Genomic DNA, 19,318 nt, shown 5'->3' on the forward strand with positions numbered 1-19,318 from the left:
GGAGGTCCGGTCCGCACGCCGGGCCGCCCCACTCCCAGCACAGGTCCGGTCCGCACGCCGGGCCGCCCCACTCCCAGCACAGGTCCGGTCCGCACGTCAGGCCGCCCCACTCCCGGCGCAGGTCCGGTCTGCATGTCGGGCCTCCTACTCCCAGCGGAACCAGCGGACGGCCGCCGCCGACAGCAGCGCCGCCCAGCCGGCCAGCACGCCCAGGTGGACCCAGCTGGGCCAGTCGCCGGCCGCGGCCTGCCCCAGCGCCTCGGCGGCGGCCCCGAACGGGGTGCAGCGCACGATGTCCGCCAGCAGGTCCGGCATGGCCTGCACCGGCAGCCACACGCCCGCGCAGAACATCATCGGGAACAGCACCGCCGTACCGATCGCGGTGGCGATCCGTACATTCGGGGCGAGCGCCGAGATCAGGGCGCCCATGGCGAGCGAGACCAGCACCCCGCACAGCAGCGCGAGCGCGTAGCCGTACGGCTGCCGGGGCAGTGCCACGTCGAACACGAGCCGTCCGATCAGCAGCGGGACCAGGGCGGCGAGCACGCCGGCCAGGCCGTGCACCAGGGTGTGCGCGGCGAGCAGTGCGCCCGGCCGGACCGGGGTGGTGGACATCCGGCGCAGCACGCCCTGCTCCCGGTAGGCGGTCAGCGCGGCGGGCATCGCCTGGGTCCCGGCGACGATCATCCCGAGCAGCACGGCGATGCCCACATAGATGTCCACGAGCCGCAGACCGCCCAGCGTCTCCTGTGGCTCGCGGTACGACGGGATGGAACCCACGATCGCCAGCAGCAGCGGCGGGAAGACCAGGATCCAGAAGAGCGAGCCGGGTTCGCGGGCGAACAACCGGACCTCGGTACGCAGGACGGCGGTGTTCATGAGGTCTCCGTGAGGTCCAGGAACGCGTCGTCGAGCGTGGCGTCGCTGACGCGCAGTTGGTGGGCGGTGATCCGGCGGCGGGCGAGCAGGGTGAGCACGGCGTCCACGGTGGCGTCGGTGCCGGTGAGGGTGAGCCGCCCGTCCCGCTCCTCGGCCAGGACCAGCTCGGGCAGCGCGTGCAACGCGTCCCGGTCCAGCGGCGCGGACGGGGTGAAGCTGATGACCGTACGGCCCGCCGAGCGGCGGATCAGGCCCTCGGGGGTGTCCAGGGCGGCGATCCGGCCCCGGTCGATCACCGCGATCCGGTCGCACAGTCGCTGGGCCTCCTCCATGAAGTGGGTGACCAGCAGCACGGTGACGCCCCGGTCGCGGATGTCCTCGATGAGCTGCCAGGTCTCGCGGCGGGCGCGCGGGTCCAGGCCGGTGGTCAGCTCGTCCAGGACGACGAACCGCGGGTCGCCGATCAGCGCGAGCGCGATGAACAGCCGCTGCTGCTGGCCGCCGCTGAGCTTGCCGAAGGCGATGGAGAGCCGGTCGGTGAGGCCGAGCCGTTCGACCAGCGGGCGCCAGTCGGCGGGGTGCGGATAGAAGGAGGTGTACAGCTCCAGCGCCTCGCGGACGGTGAGCTTGGCCTGGAGCCGGCTCTGCTGGAGCTGCGCGCCGAGCATCCGGGCGACCTGCTCGTGGTCGGTGACGGGGTCGAGCCCGGCGACCCGGACCCGGCCGGCGTCGGGGATGCGCAGGCCCTCGACGCATTCGACGGTGGTGGTCTTGCCGGCGCCGTTGGGGCCGAGGATGCCGAAGATCTCGCCCTCCTCGACGGTGAAGGAGACTCCGTCGACCACGGGCCGGCCGCCGTAGGACTTGCGCAGTTCGCTGACTTCGATGACGGGCATGGCCCCAGCGTCGCGCCGGGGGCGGGGGCGGTGCATCGGACGACCCGCTCGACCTGGCATCCACCGATCGGTTGATGCGGCGGTACGACCCCGGGTCCCGAGGGCGCGGGGAGGCGTCGTATCCGCAGGTCGCGGGAGGCGTCGTATCCGCAGGTCGTAGGACCATCGGCCGAGTCTGCCCCGGGCGAAACCCACTGGGCAGTGTCAGTGGCTATCCGTAGGCTCACTCCTGATGTCGACGAAGCATGCACACACCAACGAGCCGCCGGGCCGGTCCGCCGTACGCAGCCTGCTGCGGCTGTGGCCGTTTGTACGGCCGGTACGGGCGCGGTTGTTCACGGCCGCGTTCGTCGCGATCATCGCCTCCTGCACGGGGCTGGTGATCCCCCTCGTACTCAAGTGGCTGGTGGACGGGCCCGTCACCGACCGGGACACGGCCGGGGTGTGGCTCGGGGCGCTGTTCCTGCTGCTGCTCGGGCTCGCCGAGGCCGTGCTGTTCTGGGTGCGGCGGTGGCTGGTGGCCCGGCCGCTGGCCCGGGTCGAGGCGGACATGCGGGCCGCGCTGTACGGGCATCTCCAGCGGCTGCCGATCGCCTTCCACGACCGCTGGCCCTCGGGCCAGTTGCTGTCGCGGGGCACCACGGATCTGATGCTGCTGCGGATGTTTCTCGCGTTCCCGCTGACGTTTCTGCTGGTCAATGGGGTGACCATTCTGATCGGCGTGATCATCATGCTGATCCAGGACTGGACGCTCGGGCTGGTGATCCTGGGCCCGGTGATCCCCGTCATCGTCACCTGCGTCGTCTTCGAGAAGCGGTACGCGGGTGTGGCGCGGCTCGCGCAGGACCAGGTGGGCGATCTGACGACGGTCGTCGAGGAGAGCGTGCTCGGCGTCCGGATCATCAAGGGCTTCGGGCGCCATCGCAGCAAGGCGCGGGCGTTCCGTGATCTGTCGCGGAAGCTGCGCGGCACGGAGTTGCGCAAGGCGCGGCTGCTGGCGGCGATCTGGGGCGTCATCATCGTCCTGCCGGAGGTCGCCATCGGGTCGGCGCTGGTGGTGGGCGTCGTCCAGGTCGCGGACGGCGTGCTGTCGGCGGGCACGCTGGTGGCGTTCCTGTCGACGGCCCTCGCGCTGCGCTGGCCGGTCGACTCGATCGGCTTCCTGCTGGCGATGAGCCAGGAGGCGGCGACGGCGACGGATCGGTATTTCGAGGTGATGGATGCGGAGGAGGAGTCTGGGGCGGGGACGGGGGCGGGGGTGCGCGGTGTCTCGCCGAGGGGGGCGGTGGGAGGCGTCGGCCTTGTCTCGCCGCGGGGGGCGGTGGAAGGGGGGCGCGGTGTCTCGCCGAGGGGGGCGGTGGAAGGCGTCGGCCTTGTCGCGCCGCGGGGGTCCGTAGAAGGGGGGCGCCTTGTTGCGCCGAGGGAGTCGGCGGAAGGCTCCGGCCTTGTCGCGCCGAGGGGGTCGGTGGAAAGCGTCGGCCTTGTCGCGCCGGGGGAGTCCGTGGAAGGGGGGCGCCTTGTCACGCCGGGGGACGCGGCCTGGGTCCCGGCGGGGGAGGCGGCGGGGGGCGCCCTGGAAGGGGCGGCCGGGCTCGACCCGAGCGATGCGGCCGAGGTCGCCCTGGAGGGTGCGGCCGGGACCGACCCGGAGGAGGCAGCCGGGGTCGCCTTGAAGGGGGCAGCCGGGCTCGACCCGAGCGGTGCCGCCGAGTCCGCCCCGGAGGGGGCAGCCGGGGTTGCCCCGAGCGAGGCCGCCGGGGCCCTGCCGGGCCTGGTGTTCCACGACGTCACCTTCCGCTACCCCGACGCGCCGCCCGACGCCCCGCCCGTGCTGACCGGCATAGACCTGCGGATACGTCCCGGCGAGTCGATGGCCCTGGTGGGCGCGACCGGCAGCGGCAAGACGACCCTCACGGCGCTCGTCCCCCGGCTGCACGAGATCACCGACGGCCGGATCACCCTCGACGGCGTGGACATCGCGGCGATGCCCCGCGAGGAACTCCGCGCGGCGGTGGCCGTCGCCTTCGAGGAACCCACCCTGTTCTCGGCCAGCGTCGGCGAGAACGTCCTCATGGGCGCGGGCGAGGACGCCGGTGCCGCGGAGCTGAACCGCGCGCTGGCCGTCGCCCAGGCCGACTTCGCCCACGCCCTCCCGCAGGGCACCGACACCCAGGTCGGTGAGCAGGGCCTGAGCCTGTCCGGCGGGCAGCGGCAGCGGCTGGCGCTCGCGCGGGCGGTGGTGGGGCGGCCCCGTTTCCTGGTCCTGGACGACCCGCTGTCCGCGCTGGACGTGCACACCGAGGCCGCCGTGGAGGCCGCGCTGCGGCGGGTGCTCGCCGACACCACCGCCCTGATCGTGGCGCACCGCCCGTCCACCGTGCTGCTCGCCGACCGGGTGGCCCTGCTGTCCGGCGGCCGGATCACGGCGGTCGGCACCCACCAGGAACTGCTGCGGGACAGCGCGGAGTATGCGCATCTGATGTCGGGGGTGGATGTGGGGGCGGAGTTGGGTGTGGAGGGGGAGGCCGGGTCGGGGGCGGGCCCCGACGGGGACTTTGGGGCGGGCGTGGGCATGACGTTTGGGGCGGGCGTGGACGCGGGTGCGGATGTAGGCGTGCGCGCGGAGAGCGGCGCGGGCGCGGACCGGGGCGTGACCCTCGGGACGGACGCGGGCGCGGAGTCGCGCGGGCACGCGAAAACCGGCGCGAGCACGGACCCGGGCGGGACCCTCGGAGCGGACGCGGACGCGGGCGCGGAGTCGCGCAGGCACGCGAAAACCGGCGCGGACGCGGACCCGGGCGGGACCCTCAAGGCGGACGCGGATGCCGACTCAGGCGCGGATGCGGGCGCGCACCCGGCCACCGGCGCCGACGCGCACTCAGCAACCGCCCCCGGAACACACCTGGGCGCGCACCCGGCAACCGCCCCCGGCTCGGGGCTGGGTCTCACCTTCGGGACGGGCGCGGATGCGGGCCCGCACCCGGCAACCGCCCCCGGCACACACCTGGGCGTACACGCGGACACCGCCCCCGCCCCCGACCGCGACGTGACCTTCGGGAAGGACGGCGAGTGATGACCGCGCCGACGACGGCCGGCGCCGTCACCGACGACGAACCCGACCTGCCCCGACCCCCGGACCCCGACGACGCCTTCGACCGGGACGTACTGCCCTCCCCGCCGGGTGCCACGGGCCGCCTGCTGCGGTCGCTGCTGGCCCCGATGAAGGCCCGGGTGGCGCTGACCGCCGTAGTGCTGCTGCTCGGGCAGGCGGCGGTGCAGGCGGGCCCGCTGCTGGTGGCGTACGCCATCGACCGTGCCGTACCGGCGCTGCGCGAGGACGGCGACAACGGGCCGCTGATCGCGGTGGGCGTCGGCTATCTGCTGTGCGCGCTGGCGTCCGGGCTGCTCCAGTCCGCGTTCATCACGTCCGCCGCGCATGTCAACCAGAATGTGCTGCTGGACCTGCGGGGCCGGATCTTCCGGCACGCGCAGGCGCTGAGCGTCGACTTCCACGAGCGCTACACCTCGGGACGGCTGATCTCCCGCTCCACCACGGACGTGGAATCGCTGCGCGAACTGCTCGACGAGGGCCTGCAAGAACTGATCACGGTGATCCTGTCGTTCGTGTACATCTCGGCGATGCTGCTCTGGCTGGACGTGGGGCTCGGCGCGCTGGCGGTGGCGTCGTTCGTGCCGCTGTACGGGCTGGTGCGGATGTACCAGCGGCGGGCGGGGCGGATCTACCGGGTGCGGTCGACGGCCATCGCGGCGGTGATCGTGAAGTTCGTGGAGACGATGAACGGCATCCGCCCGGTGCGCGCGTTCCGCCGGGAGGCGGCGAACGAGGCCGACTTCCGGGTCCTGAACCGGCGCCATGAGCGCACCAACGGGGACGCGCTGCTGGAGATGGCCCGCTATGTGGTCGGCTCCCGGCTGATCGCCAACACGGCGGTCGCGGGGATCGTGCTGTGGGGCGCGTACCAGGTGGCGGACGGCACGCTCGCGCTGGGTGTGCTGGCGGCGGCGGTGCTGTATCTGCGGCGGCTGTACGACCCGATCGACCGGCTGGCCATGTTCCTCAACTCCTACCAGTCGGCGGCGGCGTCGCTGGAGAAGATCGCCGGACTGCTGGCGCAGACCCCGTCGGTGCCGGAGCCGGAGCAGCCGCGTCCGCTGCCGCCGCTCGCGTCGGCCGGGCGGCCCGGCCGCGAGGTGGTCTTCGACGGTGTCCGGTTCGCGTACCGCACGGGCGGTGAGGTGCTGCCCCGTTTCTCCCTCACCCTCCCGGCGGGGCAGACCGTCGCGGTCGTCGGCACCACCGGCGCCGGGAAGTCCACGCTGGCGAAGCTGCTCGCCCGGTTCTACGACCCGACCGACGGCCGGGTGCTGCTGGACGGCGTGGATCTGCGCGATCTCGACGTGCCGGAGCTGCGGCGCGGGGTGGTGATGGTGACGCAGGAGGCGTTCCTGTTCTCCGGCACGGTCGCCGAGAACATCGCGATCGGTCGCCCGGACGCCTCCCGTGAGGACATCGAGCGCGCGGCGAAGGCGATCGGCGCGCACGATTTCATCAGCGCCCTGCCCGACGGCTACGACACCGACGTCCGCAAGCGCGGCGGCCGGATCTCGGCCGGTCAGCGCCAGCTCGTCGCGTTCGCGCGCGCGTTGCTCGCCGACCCGGCGGTGCTGATCCTCGACGAGGCGACCAGTTCGCTGGACGTGCCGGGCGAGCGGGCCGTGCAGCGGGCGATGGCCACGGTCCTCAAGGGCCGTACGGCGGTGGTGATCGCGCACCGGCTGTCCACGGTCGAGATCGCCGACCGGGTGCTGGTGATGGAGCACGGCAGGGTGGTGGAGGACGGCACCCCGGCGGACCTGATCGCCGGCAGGGGCCGCTTCGCGGAACTGCATCGCGCGTGGCGCGAGAGCCTGGCGTGAGACGTGAGACGTGAGGTGTGAAACGTAAGGCCGAGGCATGAGGCATGAGGCATGAAACGTAGGACGTGAGAGAGGAACCCCCCCCCTTGGACTCCGACGGGCTCGCCGTACTGGTCCCGGCCACCCTCTGGGGCGTGACCGCCTGTCTGGCGCAGATCACCGCCGCCGTGATCGCCCTCCGGTCCCGGCGGCGCGATCCCGGGCACGAGGGCTGGAACCCCTTCGCCCCGCGCTTCCCCCTCGCGGCGGCGAGCGCGGCCGTCGGAGCCGCCCTCGCCTTCCTCGCCACGGGCAGCCTCGGCCTTGCCGACGCGGGCGACCTCGACCCCCTCGACACCGCCTTCGGCGTCCTGTGGCCCGCCGCCGCCGGGGTCGCCCTCGACCAGCTCGGCACCCGGCGTCTCCCCGCCTGGCCCCGCCTGGCCGGACCCGCGTTCGCCGCCACCGGGGCCCTGCTCTTCGGCCTCGCGTCGGCCGTGGACGCGTGAGGGTGGGCGGGGGAACACGATCGACGCGTACGGCAACCCCGGCACGCCCACCGCACGCCCACCGCACGCCCACCGCACGCCCACCGCATGACCACCACATGACCACCACCCGAGTGGGGGCTCACATGATCGACGCGTACGGCGACCCCGGCACCCCCGACCGGCGCGGGCCCGCCCGCTACCTGTGGTGGCTGGTGCGCTGCCAGGCGGGCAGGTCGGCGGGCGGGGCGCTGCTCGCCAGTGTCTGGATGGTGCTGCTCGCGGCGACGCCGTTCCTGATGGCGCGGGCGGTGGACCAGGGGCTCGCGAAGGGCGACTACCCGGCGCTGGCGTCCTGGTGCGCGGCGCTGGTCGGGGTCGGCGTGGTGAACGCCTGGCTGAGCATCATGCGGCACCGCACGATGACGCGGGTCCGGATGGACGCCAACTTCCGTACGGTCAAGGTGGTCGTGGACCACTCGGTGCGCCTCGGCGCCCGGCTGGGCCCGCAGACCGGGGCCGGTGAGGTGACCACGATCGGCGTCGGTGACGTACAGACGATCGCCGGCGCGCTGACGGTCGTCGGACCCGGCGTCGGCTCGGTCGTCGCCTATTCGGTGATCGCCGCCGCCCTGCTGTCGGTCTCGGGGCAGCTCGCGGCGGTGATCCTGCTCGGGCTGCCGGTGCTGGTGCTGCTGGTCGGGCCGCTGATGGGCCGGCTCCAGGGCCGGGAGGCGGAGTACCGCGAGGTGCAGGGCCTGCTGACGGCCCGGATCGGCGATCTGGCGGGCGGGCTGCGGGTGCTCAACGGGCTGGGCGGCAAGGGCCTGTTCGCGGACGCGTTCCGCGCCGACTCGGGGCGGCTGCGGGCGCAGGGCTACCGGGTGGGCGCGGTCACCAGCTGGTTGCAGGCGCTCGGCCTCGGGCTGCCGGTCGTGTTCCTGGCGGTGGTGAGCTGGCTGGCGGCCCGGCTCGCCGCGCAGGGCCAGCTCACGGTGGGCGAGCTGGCGGCGGTGTACGGCTATGTCGCGGTGCTGGTGATCCCGATGGCGTTCCTGGTGGAGTGCGGATACCTGATCAGCCGGGGTCTGGTCGCCGCCGGGCGGGTCGTACGGTTCCTGCGGCTGGAGCCCGCCGCCGACCCGGGCGGCGCGGACGCCCCCGCCGAGCCGTCGGCGCTGCACGACCCCGGTTCGGGCGTGCGGGTGCTGCCCGGCCGGCTCACCGCGCTGGCCGCCGCGCACCCGGCCGACGCCACCGAGATCCTCGAACGCCTCGCCCGTTACACGCCGTCGGCGGCGACCTGGGGCGGGGTACGGCTGGACCGCGTCCCGCTGGCCCAGGTCCGCGCCCGTATCGTGCTCGCCGACCACGAGGCCGATCTGTTCGCGGGCCCGCTGCGCGAGGTGGTGAACGCCCGGGACCGCTCGGACGCCGCCCTGGAGCACGCCGTACGCACGGCCGCCGCGCGGGACATAGTCCAGGGCCTGCCCGACGGTGTGGACTCCCCGGTCGACGCCCAGGGCCGCAATCTCTCCGGCGGCCAGCGCCAGCGCGTCCGGCTCGTACGGGCCCTGCTCGCCGACCCGGAGATCCTGCTCGCGATCGAGCCGACGTCGGCCCTGGACGCCCACACGGAGGCGACGATCGCCGAGCGCCTGCGGGCGGCCCGGGCGGGGCGTACGACGGTGGTGACGACGACGTCCCCGCTGGTCCTGGACCAGGCGGACACGGTGATCCACGTGGTCGACGGCAAGGCGACGGCCACCGGATCCCACCACCACCTCCTGAAGACGGAGCCGGCCTACCGCGCCCTGGTGGCCCGAGACATGGAGGACCTCCCCCAGTGACCGGAGAGCAACCCCCCAAGGGGCGCGGGGAACTGCGCGACCAGCCACAACCCACCAGCACGGGCCCCGGCACCACCCCCACCACCCCCACCGGCCCCACTGGCCCCACTGGCCCCGGCACCACCCCCACCACTCCCACCACCCCCACCACCCCACCCCACCACCTCCCCATCGCCACCCCCAAAGCGGTCCGCCGCGCAGCGAAAGCCCTCGTCACGGCAGACACCCCCCTCTTCACCACAGTCATCGCCCTCAACTCCGCCGCCGCCCTCGCGGGCCTCGCGGGCCCCTGGCTGCTGGGCCGCATCATCGACAAGGTCCGCGACGGCGCACCCGTGGACACGATCGACCGCCTCGCCCTGGGCATCCTCGTGGCCGCCCTGGCCCAGCTCCTCCTCTCCCGCTGGGCCCGTTACGCGGGTCACCGCTTCGGCGAACGCACCCTCGCCCGGATCCGCGAACGTTTCGTGGACCGCGTCCTCGCCCTCCCGGCGTCGACCGTGGAACGCGCCGGCACCGGCGATCTGACGGCCCGCGGCACGGCGGACGTGACGGCCGTCGGCACCACCCTGCGCGACGTCGCGCCCGAACTCTTCGTCAGCGGCATCCAGGCGGCGTTCCTGCTGATCGCGGTGTTCACCCTGAACCCCCTCTTCGGCGTCCTGGGCGTGTGCTGCCTGCTGCCGATCCAGTTGGTGCTGCGCTGGTATCTGCGCAGGGCGCGGGACGGCTATCTCGCCGAGGGCGCGGCCACCTCCCAGGTCGCGGAGGCGGTCGCGGCGACGGCGGCGGGCGCCCGCACGATCGAGGCGTTCGGGCTGGGCCGGGAGCGGATCGCGGAGAGCCGGGAGCGGCTGGAGACCTCGCGCCGGGCCCGCCTCCACACGCTGTATCTGCGCACGGTGTTCTTCCCGGCGGTCGAGGTGTCGTACATCCTGCCGGTGGCCGGGGTGCTGCTGATCGGCGGGGCGCTGCACATGAACGGCTCGATGAGTCTGGGCGCGGTGGTGACGGCGGCGCTGTATCTCCAGCAGCTGTCCGGCCCGCTGGACGAGATCCTGGTGCGGGTGGAACAACTCCAGAGCAGCGGGGCGTCGTTCGCCCGGGTGGAGGGGCTGGCGCAGGCCCCGAGGGCCGCCGCGGCGGCGGACGCGCCCGTCCCGGCGGACGACCGGATCGACGTACGGGGCGCGCGATACGCGTACGACCGGGGCGGCGAGGTGCTGCGCGGGGTGGATCTGACGGTCCGGCCGGGTGAGCGGCTGGCGGTGGTGGGGCCGTCGGGGGCGGGCAAGACGACGCTGAGCCGGCTGCTGGCGGGCGTGGACGCGCCGAGCGCGGGCACGGTGACGGTGGGCGGGGTGCCGGTCGCGGCGCTGGATCCGGAGCAGTTGCGGCGACAGGTGGTGCTGGTCACCCAGGAGCACCATGTGTTCCTCGGTACGGTCCGCGACAATCTGCTGATCGCGGAGCCCGGGGCGACGGACGCGCAGGTGTGGGCGGCGCTGGCGGCGGTCGGCGCGCGGGACTGGGCGCGGGCGCTGCCGCAGGGCCTGGACACCCGGCTCGGCGGGGGCGGTCACCCCACGGACGGTTCGCGCGCCCAGAAACTGGCCCTGGCCCGGGTGGTGCTGGCCGATCCGCACACCCTGATCCTGGACGAGGCGACGGCGCTGCTGGACCCGACGACGGCCCGGCACACCGAGCGGGCGCTGGCGGCGGTGCTGAAGGGACGTACGGTCATCGCGATCGCGCACCGGCTGCACACCGCGCACGACGCGGACCGGGTGGCGGTGATGGAGGACGGCCGGCTCAGCGAACTGGGCACGCACGACGAACTGGTGGCGGCGGGCGGCGCGTACGCGAGGCTGTGGCACACGTGGCACGGGGAGACACGGGAGGATCCGGCCGGGACGCGTCCTTGACCGGGCCGCGCCCCCCTCTTGACCGGCCCATGAGTAGTTCCTGGGCGGTCCTTGAACAGCCCTTGGCCCGTCACCGGCATGGCACTTCAGGCCGGTGCTCCACCGCGCCCACCTCCGTATAGCGGACGTGAACTCCTGGACAACGGACGAGTTCCGGCCAACCTATTGACGCGCTCCTGACAATAGGTGGCCTTGAGTGCCACCCTTCCCAAGGCCCCTCACGGCAACCCCACGCATCTCGCCGCGAGTTACCGGCCGTACGCATCTGGTGTCCCGTTCTGCCCGGACGACCCCTCGGCCGCCCGGTCTCCCCGGCCGCGCGACCCGTGGCCACGCAGAAGGAGTCAGTGTTGAGCAGTACTTCCTCCCACAGACCCGCCCCCCACACCCCCCGCCGCCGCCGGGTCACCACCGTGGCCCTGGTCGGCGTCGCCGCCTTCCTGGCCGCCGCCGTGCAGGTCGGCGGGGCGACCGCCGCCCCCGGCCAGGCCCCCGCGGCGCCGATCGGCGCCGCGGACCCGGGCGCCCTGCCCGCCGACCTCACCCCCGCCCAGCGCACCGAGCTGATCCGCGAGGCCGACGCCGGGAAGACCGCCACCGCGGCCGAACTCGGCCTCGGCGCCAAGGAGAAGCTGGTCGTCCGGGATGTGGTCAAGGACCAGGACGGCACCGTGCACACCCGCTACGAGCGGACGTACGGCGGGCTGCCCGTGCTCGGCGGTGACCTGGTCGTCTCCACGGCGAAGGACGGCACGACCGAGAGCACGGTCAAGGCCACCAGCGCGGAGATCGAGGTGGCGTCGCTGACACCGACCCTGGCCAGTTCGAAGGCGGAGAGCCAGGCACTCGCCGAGGCCCGCGCCGAGAACGCGGAGAGCCCGGCCATCGAGACCGCGCCGCGCAAGGTGATCTGGGCGGCCGAGGGCACCCCGACACTCGCGTACGAGACGGTCGTCGGCGGCCTCCAGGAGGACGGCACCCCGCAGGAGCTGCACGTCGTCACGGACGCGAGCACCGGCGAGCAGCTGTTCGAATGGCAGGCGGTACGCAATGGCACGGGCAACACCCAGTACAGCGGCACGGTCCCGCTGACCAGCACGCAGTCCGGGACGACGTACAACCTCACGGACGGGGCGCGCGGCAACCACCGTACGTACAACCTCAACCGGGCCACCTCCGGCACCGGCACCCTGTTCTCCGGGACGGACGACGTCTGGGGCAACGGCACCGCCGCCAACCTGGAGACGGCGGCGGCCGACGCCCACTATGGCGCGGCGCTGACCTGGGACTACTACAAGAACGTGCACGGCCGCAACGGCATCCGCGGCGACGGCGTCGGCGCCTACTCGCGGGTCCACTACGGCAACAACTACATCAATGCGTTCTGGTCGGACAGCTGCTTCTGCATGACGTACGGGGACGGCGCGGGCAATGCCAAGCCGCTCACCTCGATCGACGTGGCCGGCCACGAGATGACCCACGGCCTCACCGCAGCGACCGCAGGGCTGATCTACAGCGGCGAGTCCGGCGGCCTGAACGAGGCGACCTCGGACATCCTCGGCACGACCGTCGAGTTCTACGCCAACAACTCCTCCGACGTGGGTGACTACCTCATCGGCGAGGAGATCGACATCAACGGCAACGGCACGCCGCTGCGCTACATGGACCAGCCGAGCAAGGACGGCGCGTCCAAGGACAGCTGGTACTCCGGCATCGGCTCGGTCGACGTGCACTACTCCTCGGGCCCCGCGAACCACTTCTTCTACCTGCTCAGCGAGGGCAGCGGCGCCAAGGTGATCAACGGCGTCAGCTACAACTCGCCGACCTCGGACGGCCTGCCGGTGACCGGCATCGGCCGGGCGAAGGCCGAGCAGATCTGGTTCAAGGCCCTGACCACCAAGTTCACCACCACGACCAACTACGCGGCGGCCCGCACCGGCACGCTCGCGGTGGCCGGTGAGCTGTACGGCACCACGTCGGCCGAGTACCTGGCGGTGCAGGACGCGTGGGCGGCCGTCGCGGTCGGCACCCGCTCCGGCAACCCGCCCGGCGGCGGCACGTCCTTCGAGTCCACCACCGACGTGGCCATCCCGGACAACGCCGCGGCCGTCAACTCCCCCATCACCGTCACCGGCCGCACCGGCAACGCCCCGGCGGCGCTCGCGGTCGAGGTGAACATCGTCCACACCTGGCGCGGCGACCTGGTGATCGACCTGGTGGCCCCCGACGGCACCCTGTACCGCCTGAAGAACTCCAGCAGCTCCGACTCGGCGGACAACGTCCAGGAGACCTACACGGTCAACGCCTCGGCGGAGGTGGCCAATGGCACCTGGCAACTCCGCGTGCAGGACGTGGCGGCCCAGGACACCGGGTACATCAACAGCTGGAAGCTGACGTTCCCGTAGGACGGCGGCCGTTCTCGCAGAACATGTGAGCACGGGCTGCCCCAGGCCCCGCCACGCTCCCTTGGATTCGAGGAGGCGTGGCGGGGCTTTCGCCGTCGGGGTGGACCCGGGGTTCGAGGAGACCGCCCTTGCTCGGCTGTAGCCTGCCCATCGATCACTTCTGGGAGAAGGACCGATGAAGCACGAGTACGAGGCAAAATTCCTGGCCGTCGACGCGCCCGCCCTCCAGGCCAAGCTGACCGCCCTCGGCGGCGTCCAGGCGCTTCCCCGCACGCTCCTCACCCGCAGGATCTTCGAGAACGACTCCCTCGACGGCGGGGCCTGGCTCCGCCTGCGTGACGAGGGCAACCGCTCGACGCTCACGCTCAAGCAGGTCACCGACTCCACGACGATCGACGGCACCAAGGAGATCGAGACCGAGGTCGGCGACCTGCACGCCATGGCCGACATCCTGCGCCGGGTGGGCCTCACCGAGGTCCGCTACCAGGAGAACTACCGCGAGGAGTGGCGCCTGGGCGAGGTCGCCTTCGACTTCGACACCTGGCCCGGCCTGCCCACCTTCCTGGAGATCGAAGGACCCGACGAGGCATCGGTCCGGCAGGCCGCCGCGCTGCTGGACCTCGACTACGCCGAGGCCCGGTTCGGCAGCGTCGACGAGATCTACAAGAGCGAGTCGGGCCGCGACATCCTCACCGAACCCACCCTCCTGTTCGCCGACGCGGCCAAGCAGCAGGACGCTGCCCCGACGGCTCAGGACCGTTGAGCACGGAGGCGAAAGACCCCCCTTCCCCCAGGCCCTACGCTTGACCCATGTCCTTCACATACAAGGATGTCGGCGCCACCCGTGACCCCGGCTTCTGCCCACCCGGCTTCCACCGGCTGCATGTCCGCACCCGGCTCGGTGAGGGCCCTGCCCTGTTCCGGCGGGCGGCGGATGCCGTGGGCGGCTGGGAGATGCACCGCTCGATGGGCGTCGGCATAGCCGCCGGCGCCGAGCGGGCCGCCCCGGACGTCGACGTCACCGTCACCCTCGCCGGCCTGATCAAGGCGCCCTGCCGGGTGGTGTGGACGGTGGACGAACCCCGCCGCTCCGGCTGGGCCTACGGCACGCTGGCCGGTCACCCCGAAAGCGGCGAGGAGTCGTTCCTCGTGGAGCGCACCGGGGACGGCACGGTCTGGTTCACCGTCACCGCCTTCAGCCGCGCCGCGAAGTGGTACGCCAGGGCGGGCGGCCCGGCCACCCGGGGCCTCCAGCACGCGTACGCCCGCCGGGCGGGCTCCACCCTGCGGCGCCTGTGCGCCGACCTGGACGCGGCCTGATACCGGCGACGCGATCGGGTGCGATCTGTACGCCTGCCCCAAAGCGGCTTTGGGGCAGGCGTCGTTGTGGATCGGGGAGACCGGGTCAGAATTCGCCGGCGAACATGCCACGGCGGAACGCGGCCCATTCTTCGGCGTTGTAGCGGAGGGCCGGGCGATCAGGGTTCTTCGAGTCCCGGACCGCGATGCCCCCGTCGGGCAGGTCGGTGATCTCCACGCATCCCTGTCCGGCATCGCTGAACGACGACTTCTGCCAGTCAGCACCGGTCAGATCGTGTGTGTAGAGGTCTTCCTTGCTGGCGGGTTCGGTCATGCGGAGGGGGGTCCTTCCATGAGCTTCTCAGCGGCGAGAACGCCCGCCCCGAAGTGGCGTTGGGGCAGGCGTCGTTGTGCAGGTCGCTGAGAGTCAGACCTCGAAGCCTGCGGCGAACTTGGTGAATGCAGCGAACCCGCCGGGCTCGAAGAGAAGGGCCGGGCCATCCGGGTCCTTGGAGTCACAGATGGCGACGGCCGCGAGCGGGGAGTGGCGCAGATCGGCGACCTCGACACATGCCTGCTCGCCAGCGGAGTACGTGGACTTGAACCAAGCGTCGGTCAGGTCAGACGCGCGGACGAATGCCCTTTGAGTGGTAGCGGTCACGAGTGTTTACCTTCCTTCATGATCGTTTTAATGGTCTCCCGGGACACGTCCACGGGAAGAGCTGCGGCGACCGTTCGGTCAAAGGCCGCCTCGAACACCGAGACGTCGTCACCCTCGATGAAGAACCCGCCGCGCAGGTTCTCCAGGTTCACCACAGTGGGCCACGGACCGCCGAAGGAGACAACGTCGAACGGACCGGCCAGTCCGGGGTGCGGGCTCGCCTCCAGCGGCATGACCTGAATGTCGATGTGGGTCATCTCGCTGAGGTCGAGAAGACGCTGAAGCTGCGCGGGCATCACGTCGGATCGTGCGGGAAACTGCTGCCGCAACGCGGCCTCGTGGATGACCGCCCACATCTTCAGGGGGTTGCCAGGCCGGGTGAGGACGGACTGCCGGGCCTGCCTCACTTCGACGAGGGCTGCCACTTCGTCGGGACTGCGAGTGATGGCGGTCGCGGCGATGACCTCACGTGCGTAGCCACTGGTCTGCAACAGGCCATGGATGACGCCGGGGCAGTACACCCGGATTCCGGCGGCATCGGACTCCAGGAACATGTAGTCCTGATAAACGCCGCCGATGACATCCCCGTACGTCTGCCACCAGCCCTGCTTCCCGGCGTTCCTGGCCAACTCTTCGAGCGCGTTGACGGCGCCGGTGTCTTCGACCCCGTACACGCCGAGCAGGGGCGCGATCTCCTTGGGCCAGATCTGGGCCTTGGCGTTCTCGATGCGGCTGAGCTTGCCGGAGTCCCACCCCATCGCGGCTGCTGCCGCTTCGAGGGTGAGCCCGGCGGCGCTGCGGAAGCCCTTGAGCGCACCACCGAGGCGTCGGCGGCGCAGGGTGGGTTTCGCTCGCACATTCGGCATGAGGTGTCTCCGTTGATTCGGGGTTCCAAATGCGCTTTCGAGGGTGCGCTGTTGGGCTTCCCGGGTGCAGTTTGCCGCACCCGGGGTGCGACCGTCGATAGCACCAGGGTGTGAGTTTCTGCGAATAGGGTGACATCACTTGTCACCTCTCCCGCAATCCGCCATTCTGTCATCAGGCGGTCACTCCACGTCGCCGGGCCTTCCCCACCCCCGGTGGCTGCCCGCAGAGCACAGTCGCGCGCAGCCGCCGGGCTTCAACCCCCACGCACCCCTCAAGGGTTCGCTTCGCGCCGCGCCCTTCCCCTCCCATGGGAACGGCCGCGGTCTCCCCCTCCGCCAGCGACCAAGGGCACCGCTATGACCACAACTGCCGTGCAATCGACCCCACGAACGGCCGGGACCGGCCACCCCCCTTGCACACAGACCTTCCCGTCCGAGCCCGAGACCGCGGGGCGGGCCCGCCGTCTGGTGGCCACCGCGCTGGAGACCTGGGGACTGTCCGAACTCGCAGACAACGGCAGAGTCATCGTGTCGGAACTGGTCGCCAACAGTGTTGAGCACACGGCTTGCCGCTACCTGCGCGTATCGGTCACCCGTCTCGCACCCGACCGTGTACGGATCGCCGTCCTCGACGGAAACTGCCAGGAGCCCGTGCCCCGCGTCGCCTCCGAGACGGACGAGGAAGGGCGCGGCCTCCTCCTCGTGGCGGCCCTGTCCGACACCACCGGCACAGACCTCTTCCCCCGAGGCAAGCGCGTGTGGTCCGAACTCGCGACCGGGGACGCCGAATGACCACGAGACAGGCCGCTGCCCAGCTCACCCGGGGCCGCCGGGTCGCGCAGACGACACTGCTCGCCGACAGCCGGTACCAGCTCCAGCACCCCAGGGCGGCGGTGTCCGCACCGCCCTCGCCATCTCTCCGGCCGGAGCACCCGGTACAGGCCATCCACCGCGCAAACCCCATGCCGCCTGTCCAGCCGACCCCTGAGCCGCACCAGCACCGCCGGGCCACCGCACCCACCTCGGCGCCCCAGCCACTCCTTCAGCCGGTCCCGCCTCCGCCTCCGCTACCTGCCGCCGCCCGCCTCCACCCGCGCCAGCAGATGGGCATCGACTGCGCCCTGTGCGCACGCCGCCTCGGCGCCTCCGGTCGCAAGCTGGGCACGGTGCCCCACTCCGGGCCTCTCCGCCCCGTGCGTCCACTGGAGTTGTGGGCCTGCGAACCGGTCTGCGCGCCCCGGGAGGCCGCACCGTGAGCCTCCCTCGCCTGACCGGTCCGTCCCCCGGCGCTCTGCGCCGCGTCCTCCTGAAGGTGTACGTGTCCGGTGCGCTCACGGGCGCCCTGGCAATCTCCGTGGCCGCCGGAGCCGCCCTGGACGACGGGCCGTCCACCGACCAGATCCAACAAAGCGCAGCAAGGACTACATATCAGGACGATAGGGACGCCTGTGGAGGGGGAAGGTAGTGGATGTAGTCCCCTACTTACCCGCCGCGCACCGGAGGCTGAATCACTCTCACCACCCGGCGGGAGAGGTAACGAGATGACTACACTGCGGCGCTCCGTCTGCCTCCCGAATCTCCCTCTCTCAGAACAGCGCCCGGAAGGAACCTATCCATTCATGCCCGAAAAGACCGAAGAGGCCCGTGCTTCGCGGCTGCGCGAGCAGGTCGTCGATGAGCTCATCGCGGACGGAGCGATCGCCTCGGACGCGGTCGCGCACGTCCTGCGAACCATCCCGAGACATGTGTTCGCGCCCGAGGCGTCCCTGGAGGACGCCTACAGCGCCTACAACGCGGTCATCACCAAACGGGACAACGACGGATCGGCCATGAGTTCGGTATCCGCCCCCCAGGTCCAGGCGTTCATGCTGGAACAGGCCGAGATCCGGCCCGGGATGCGGATCCTGGAGATCGGTTCGGGTGGTCTGAACGCCGCGTATCTCGCGGAGTTGGTCGGTGAGGCCGGTGAGGTCACCACGGTGGACATCGACCCCGAGGTCACCGACCGCGCGAGCCGCCTCCTGAAGGAGAACGGCTACCCGCAGGTGAGGGTCGTCACGGCCGATGCCCATGGCGGCGTCCCGGCTCACGCGCCGTACGATCGGGTCATCGTCACGGTCGGTGCCTGGGACATTCCGCCCGCCTGGATCAGCCAGCTCACCGAGCAGGGCCGGATCGTCGTTCCCCTCCGGATGCGGGGACTGACGCGCTCGGTCGCGCTCCAGAGGATCAGCGAGCATCTGGTCAGCACCTCTGCACGGATCTGCGGCTTCGTCCCGATGCAGGGTTCCGGATCACGGGCGTCCCAGGTGCTTCTGCTCACCGGCTCCGACGAGATCACCCTGCGGTTCGACGACGGGCTCCCCAGCGACCCAAGCCTGCTCGACAACGCTGTGCGCACGCCGCGGGTCGAGACCTGGACCGGGGTGACGGTCAGACGCGGAGTACCCGTGGACTCCCTCCAGCTCTACCTGGCCACCGTGCTGCCGGGCTTCTGCACCATGGCCGTGGACCAGGATCTCGACACCGGCCTCGTAGCCCCGTACAACAAACGGTTCTCACTGGCCGCCGTGTCCGCGGACGGCAGGAACTTCGCGTACATCACCCCTCGCCGCACCGCCGACGACACGCTCTTCGAGTACGGGGCCCACGCCCTCGGCCCCGAAGCAACCACGTTCGCCGACGAGGTCGCCGGACATCTTCGCGCCTGGGACCGAGACCACCGCGGCGGACCCGGCCCGCGCATCACCGTCTACCCGGCGGGCACCCCGGATGACCGGATTCCCGAACTGTCCGACGGACGGGTCATCGACAAGAAACACAGCCGGGTCGCGCTCTCCTGGACCACGGCCCCAGCCGCGGATCAGGGCGTACCGCACCACCCCACCAAGGAAGAGGGAGAGTGATCGACATGCCAGATCTCGGCCTTTCGCACGGTGCCACGGCGCTGGCCGACCCGCCGATGGCGGAGGAATTCGACGACTTCACGCTGGATGTACGCGTGGTCGTGACCACCCGCCCCCACGGCAGGACGGACGACTGCCCGACCGACGACGGCTGTGGCAACACCTGCCAGAACGGCGCCAGTGCCTGTGACTCGTTCATCGACGATCCCGTCTGACCAGCACTGAC

At 72.0% G+C, this 19,318-nt stretch carries 15 protein-coding genes and 1 pseudogene; 11 read left to right on the top strand and 5 right to left on the bottom strand.

Annotated features, from left to right (window positions below):
* Positions 1-144: 144 nt before the first annotated feature.
* Together ACFRFC_RS16625 and ACFRFC_RS16630 are read right to left on the bottom strand one after the other, a co-directional pair.
* On the bottom strand, positions 145-879 hold the full coding sequence (locus ACFRFC_RS16625; protein WP_382685456.1) for an ABC transporter permease: 735 nt from the start codon (positions 877-879) through the stop codon (positions 145-147).
* Complete coding sequence (locus ACFRFC_RS16630) at positions 876-1,775, bottom strand: ABC transporter ATP-binding protein (RefSeq protein WP_382685458.1); 900 nt, start codon at positions 1,773-1,775, stop codon at positions 876-878. The genes ACFRFC_RS16625 and ACFRFC_RS16630 overlap by 4 nt, the downstream gene beginning before the upstream one ends.
* A gap of 232 nt (positions 1,776-2,007) precedes the next feature.
* Here ACFRFC_RS16630 and ACFRFC_RS16635 point away from each other — a divergent pair.
* The 8 genes and pseudogenes from ACFRFC_RS16635 to ACFRFC_RS16670 form a co-directional block, all read left to right on the top strand.
* Positions 2,008-4,269: pseudogene (locus ACFRFC_RS16635) on the top strand (ABC transporter ATP-binding protein); the annotation flags it as partial.
* 578 nt (positions 4,270-4,847) lie between these two features.
* Positions 4,848-6,713, top strand: a complete 1,866-nt coding sequence (locus tag ACFRFC_RS16640) for an ABC transporter ATP-binding protein (protein WP_382685461.1) — start codon at positions 4,848-4,850, stop codon at positions 6,711-6,713.
* An 86-nt stretch (positions 6,714-6,799) separates the two neighbouring features.
* Positions 6,800-7,201, top strand: a complete 402-nt coding sequence (locus ACFRFC_RS16645) for a hypothetical protein (RefSeq protein WP_382685463.1) — start codon at positions 6,800-6,802, stop codon at positions 7,199-7,201.
* 125 nt (positions 7,202-7,326) lie between these two features.
* Entirely contained in the window at positions 7,327-9,030 is a 1,704-nt protein-coding gene (locus ACFRFC_RS16650; RefSeq protein WP_382685773.1) for an ABC transporter transmembrane domain-containing protein, read from the top strand.
* Positions 9,031-9,200: 170 nt separating this feature from the next.
* Entirely contained in the window at positions 9,201-10,955 is a 1,755-nt protein-coding gene (locus tag ACFRFC_RS16655) for an ABC transporter ATP-binding protein (protein ID WP_382685775.1), read from the top strand.
* A 350-nt stretch (positions 10,956-11,305) separates the two neighbouring features.
* Entirely contained in the window at positions 11,306-13,360 is a 2,055-nt protein-coding gene (locus tag ACFRFC_RS16660) for a M4 family metallopeptidase (RefSeq protein ID WP_382685465.1), read from the top strand.
* A 175-nt stretch (positions 13,361-13,535) separates the two neighbouring features.
* Entirely contained in the window at positions 13,536-14,123 is a 588-nt protein-coding gene (locus ACFRFC_RS16665; protein ID WP_382685467.1) for a class IV adenylate cyclase, read from the top strand.
* Between the two features lie 47 nt (positions 14,124-14,170).
* Positions 14,171-14,680 (top strand): DUF1990 domain-containing protein, encoded by a 510-nt coding sequence (locus ACFRFC_RS16670; RefSeq protein WP_382685470.1) that lies wholly within the window; start codon positions 14,171-14,173, stop codon positions 14,678-14,680.
* Positions 14,681-14,765: 85 nt separating this feature from the next.
* On the opposite strand, the gene ACFRFC_RS16675 is transcribed toward ACFRFC_RS16670, so the two are convergent.
* From ACFRFC_RS16675 to ACFRFC_RS16685, 3 genes are all read right to left on the bottom strand, one after another.
* On the bottom strand, positions 14,766-14,993 hold the full coding sequence (locus ACFRFC_RS16675; protein WP_382685473.1) for a DUF397 domain-containing protein: 228 nt from the start codon (positions 14,991-14,993) through the stop codon (positions 14,766-14,768).
* A 93-nt stretch (positions 14,994-15,086) separates the two neighbouring features.
* Positions 15,087-15,320 carry a DUF397 domain-containing protein gene (locus ACFRFC_RS16680; protein WP_382685475.1) on the bottom strand — a complete coding sequence of 78 codons (234 nt, stop codon included), beginning with the start codon at positions 15,318-15,320 and terminating at the stop codon, positions 15,087-15,089.
* Positions 15,317-16,186: a helix-turn-helix domain-containing protein gene (locus ACFRFC_RS16685; RefSeq protein WP_382685478.1), complete on the bottom strand. Its 870-nt coding sequence runs from the start codon at positions 16,184-16,186 to the stop codon at positions 15,317-15,319. The genes ACFRFC_RS16680 and ACFRFC_RS16685 overlap by 4 nt, the downstream gene beginning before the upstream one ends.
* Before the next feature lie 357 nt (positions 16,187-16,543).
* On the opposite strand from ACFRFC_RS16685, the gene ACFRFC_RS16690 reads away from it, so the two are divergent.
* From ACFRFC_RS16690 to ACFRFC_RS16700, 3 genes are all read left to right on the top strand, one after another.
* Entirely contained in the window at positions 16,544-16,978 is a 435-nt protein-coding gene (locus tag ACFRFC_RS16690; protein ID WP_382685480.1) for an ATP-binding protein, read from the top strand.
* Positions 16,979-17,805: 827 nt separating this feature from the next.
* Positions 17,806-19,092 carry a methyltransferase, FxLD system gene (gene fxlM / locus ACFRFC_RS16695; RefSeq protein WP_382685483.1) on the top strand — a complete coding sequence of 429 codons (1,287 nt, stop codon included), beginning with the start codon at positions 17,806-17,808 and terminating at the stop codon, positions 19,090-19,092.
* 5 nt (positions 19,093-19,097) lie between these two features.
* Complete coding sequence (locus ACFRFC_RS16700) at positions 19,098-19,307, top strand: FxLD family lanthipeptide (RefSeq protein ID WP_382685777.1); 210 nt, start codon at positions 19,098-19,100, stop codon at positions 19,305-19,307.
* Positions 19,308-19,318 lie beyond the last annotated feature (11 nt).

The sequence above is a fragment of the Streptomyces sp. NPDC056734 genome (assembly GCF_042790455.1).
GTDB lineage: Bacteria > Actinomycetota > Actinomycetes > Streptomycetales > Streptomycetaceae > Streptomyces.

What these genes read in the sequence shown, in the direction of transcription:
- ACFRFC_RS16670 (WP_382685470.1), top strand. Translation starts at nt 14,171, where the DNA reads ATGTCCTTCACATACAAGGATGTCGGCGCCACCCGTGACCCCGGCTTC.
- ACFRFC_RS16630 (WP_382685458.1), bottom strand. Translation starts at nt 1,775, where the DNA reads ATGCCCGTCATCGAAGTCAGCGAACTGCGCAAGTCCTACGGCGGCCGG.
- ACFRFC_RS16685 (WP_382685478.1), bottom strand. Translation starts at nt 16,186, where the DNA reads ATGCCGAATGTGCGAGCGAAACCCACCCTGCGCCGCCGACGCCTCGGT.
- ACFRFC_RS16625 (WP_382685456.1), bottom strand. Translation starts at nt 879, where the DNA reads ATGAACACCGCCGTCCTGCGTACCGAGGTCCGGTTGTTCGCCCGCGAA.
- ACFRFC_RS16650 (WP_382685773.1), top strand. Translation starts at nt 7,327, where the DNA reads ATGATCGACGCGTACGGCGACCCCGGCACCCCCGACCGGCGCGGGCCC.
- fxlM (WP_382685483.1), top strand. Translation starts at nt 17,806, where the DNA reads ATGCCCGAAAAGACCGAAGAGGCCCGTGCTTCGCGGCTGCGCGAGCAG.
- ACFRFC_RS16675 (WP_382685473.1), bottom strand. Translation starts at nt 14,993, where the DNA reads ATGACCGAACCCGCCAGCAAGGAAGACCTCTACACACACGATCTGACC.
- ACFRFC_RS16690 (WP_382685480.1), top strand. Translation starts at nt 16,544, where the DNA reads ATGACCACAACTGCCGTGCAATCGACCCCACGAACGGCCGGGACCGGC.
- ACFRFC_RS16700 (WP_382685777.1), top strand. Translation starts at nt 19,098, where the DNA reads ATGCCAGATCTCGGCCTTTCGCACGGTGCCACGGCGCTGGCCGACCCG.
- ACFRFC_RS16640 (WP_382685461.1), top strand. Translation starts at nt 4,848, where the DNA reads ATGACCGCGCCGACGACGGCCGGCGCCGTCACCGACGACGAACCCGAC.
- ACFRFC_RS16665 (WP_382685467.1), top strand. Translation starts at nt 13,536, where the DNA reads ATGAAGCACGAGTACGAGGCAAAATTCCTGGCCGTCGACGCGCCCGCC.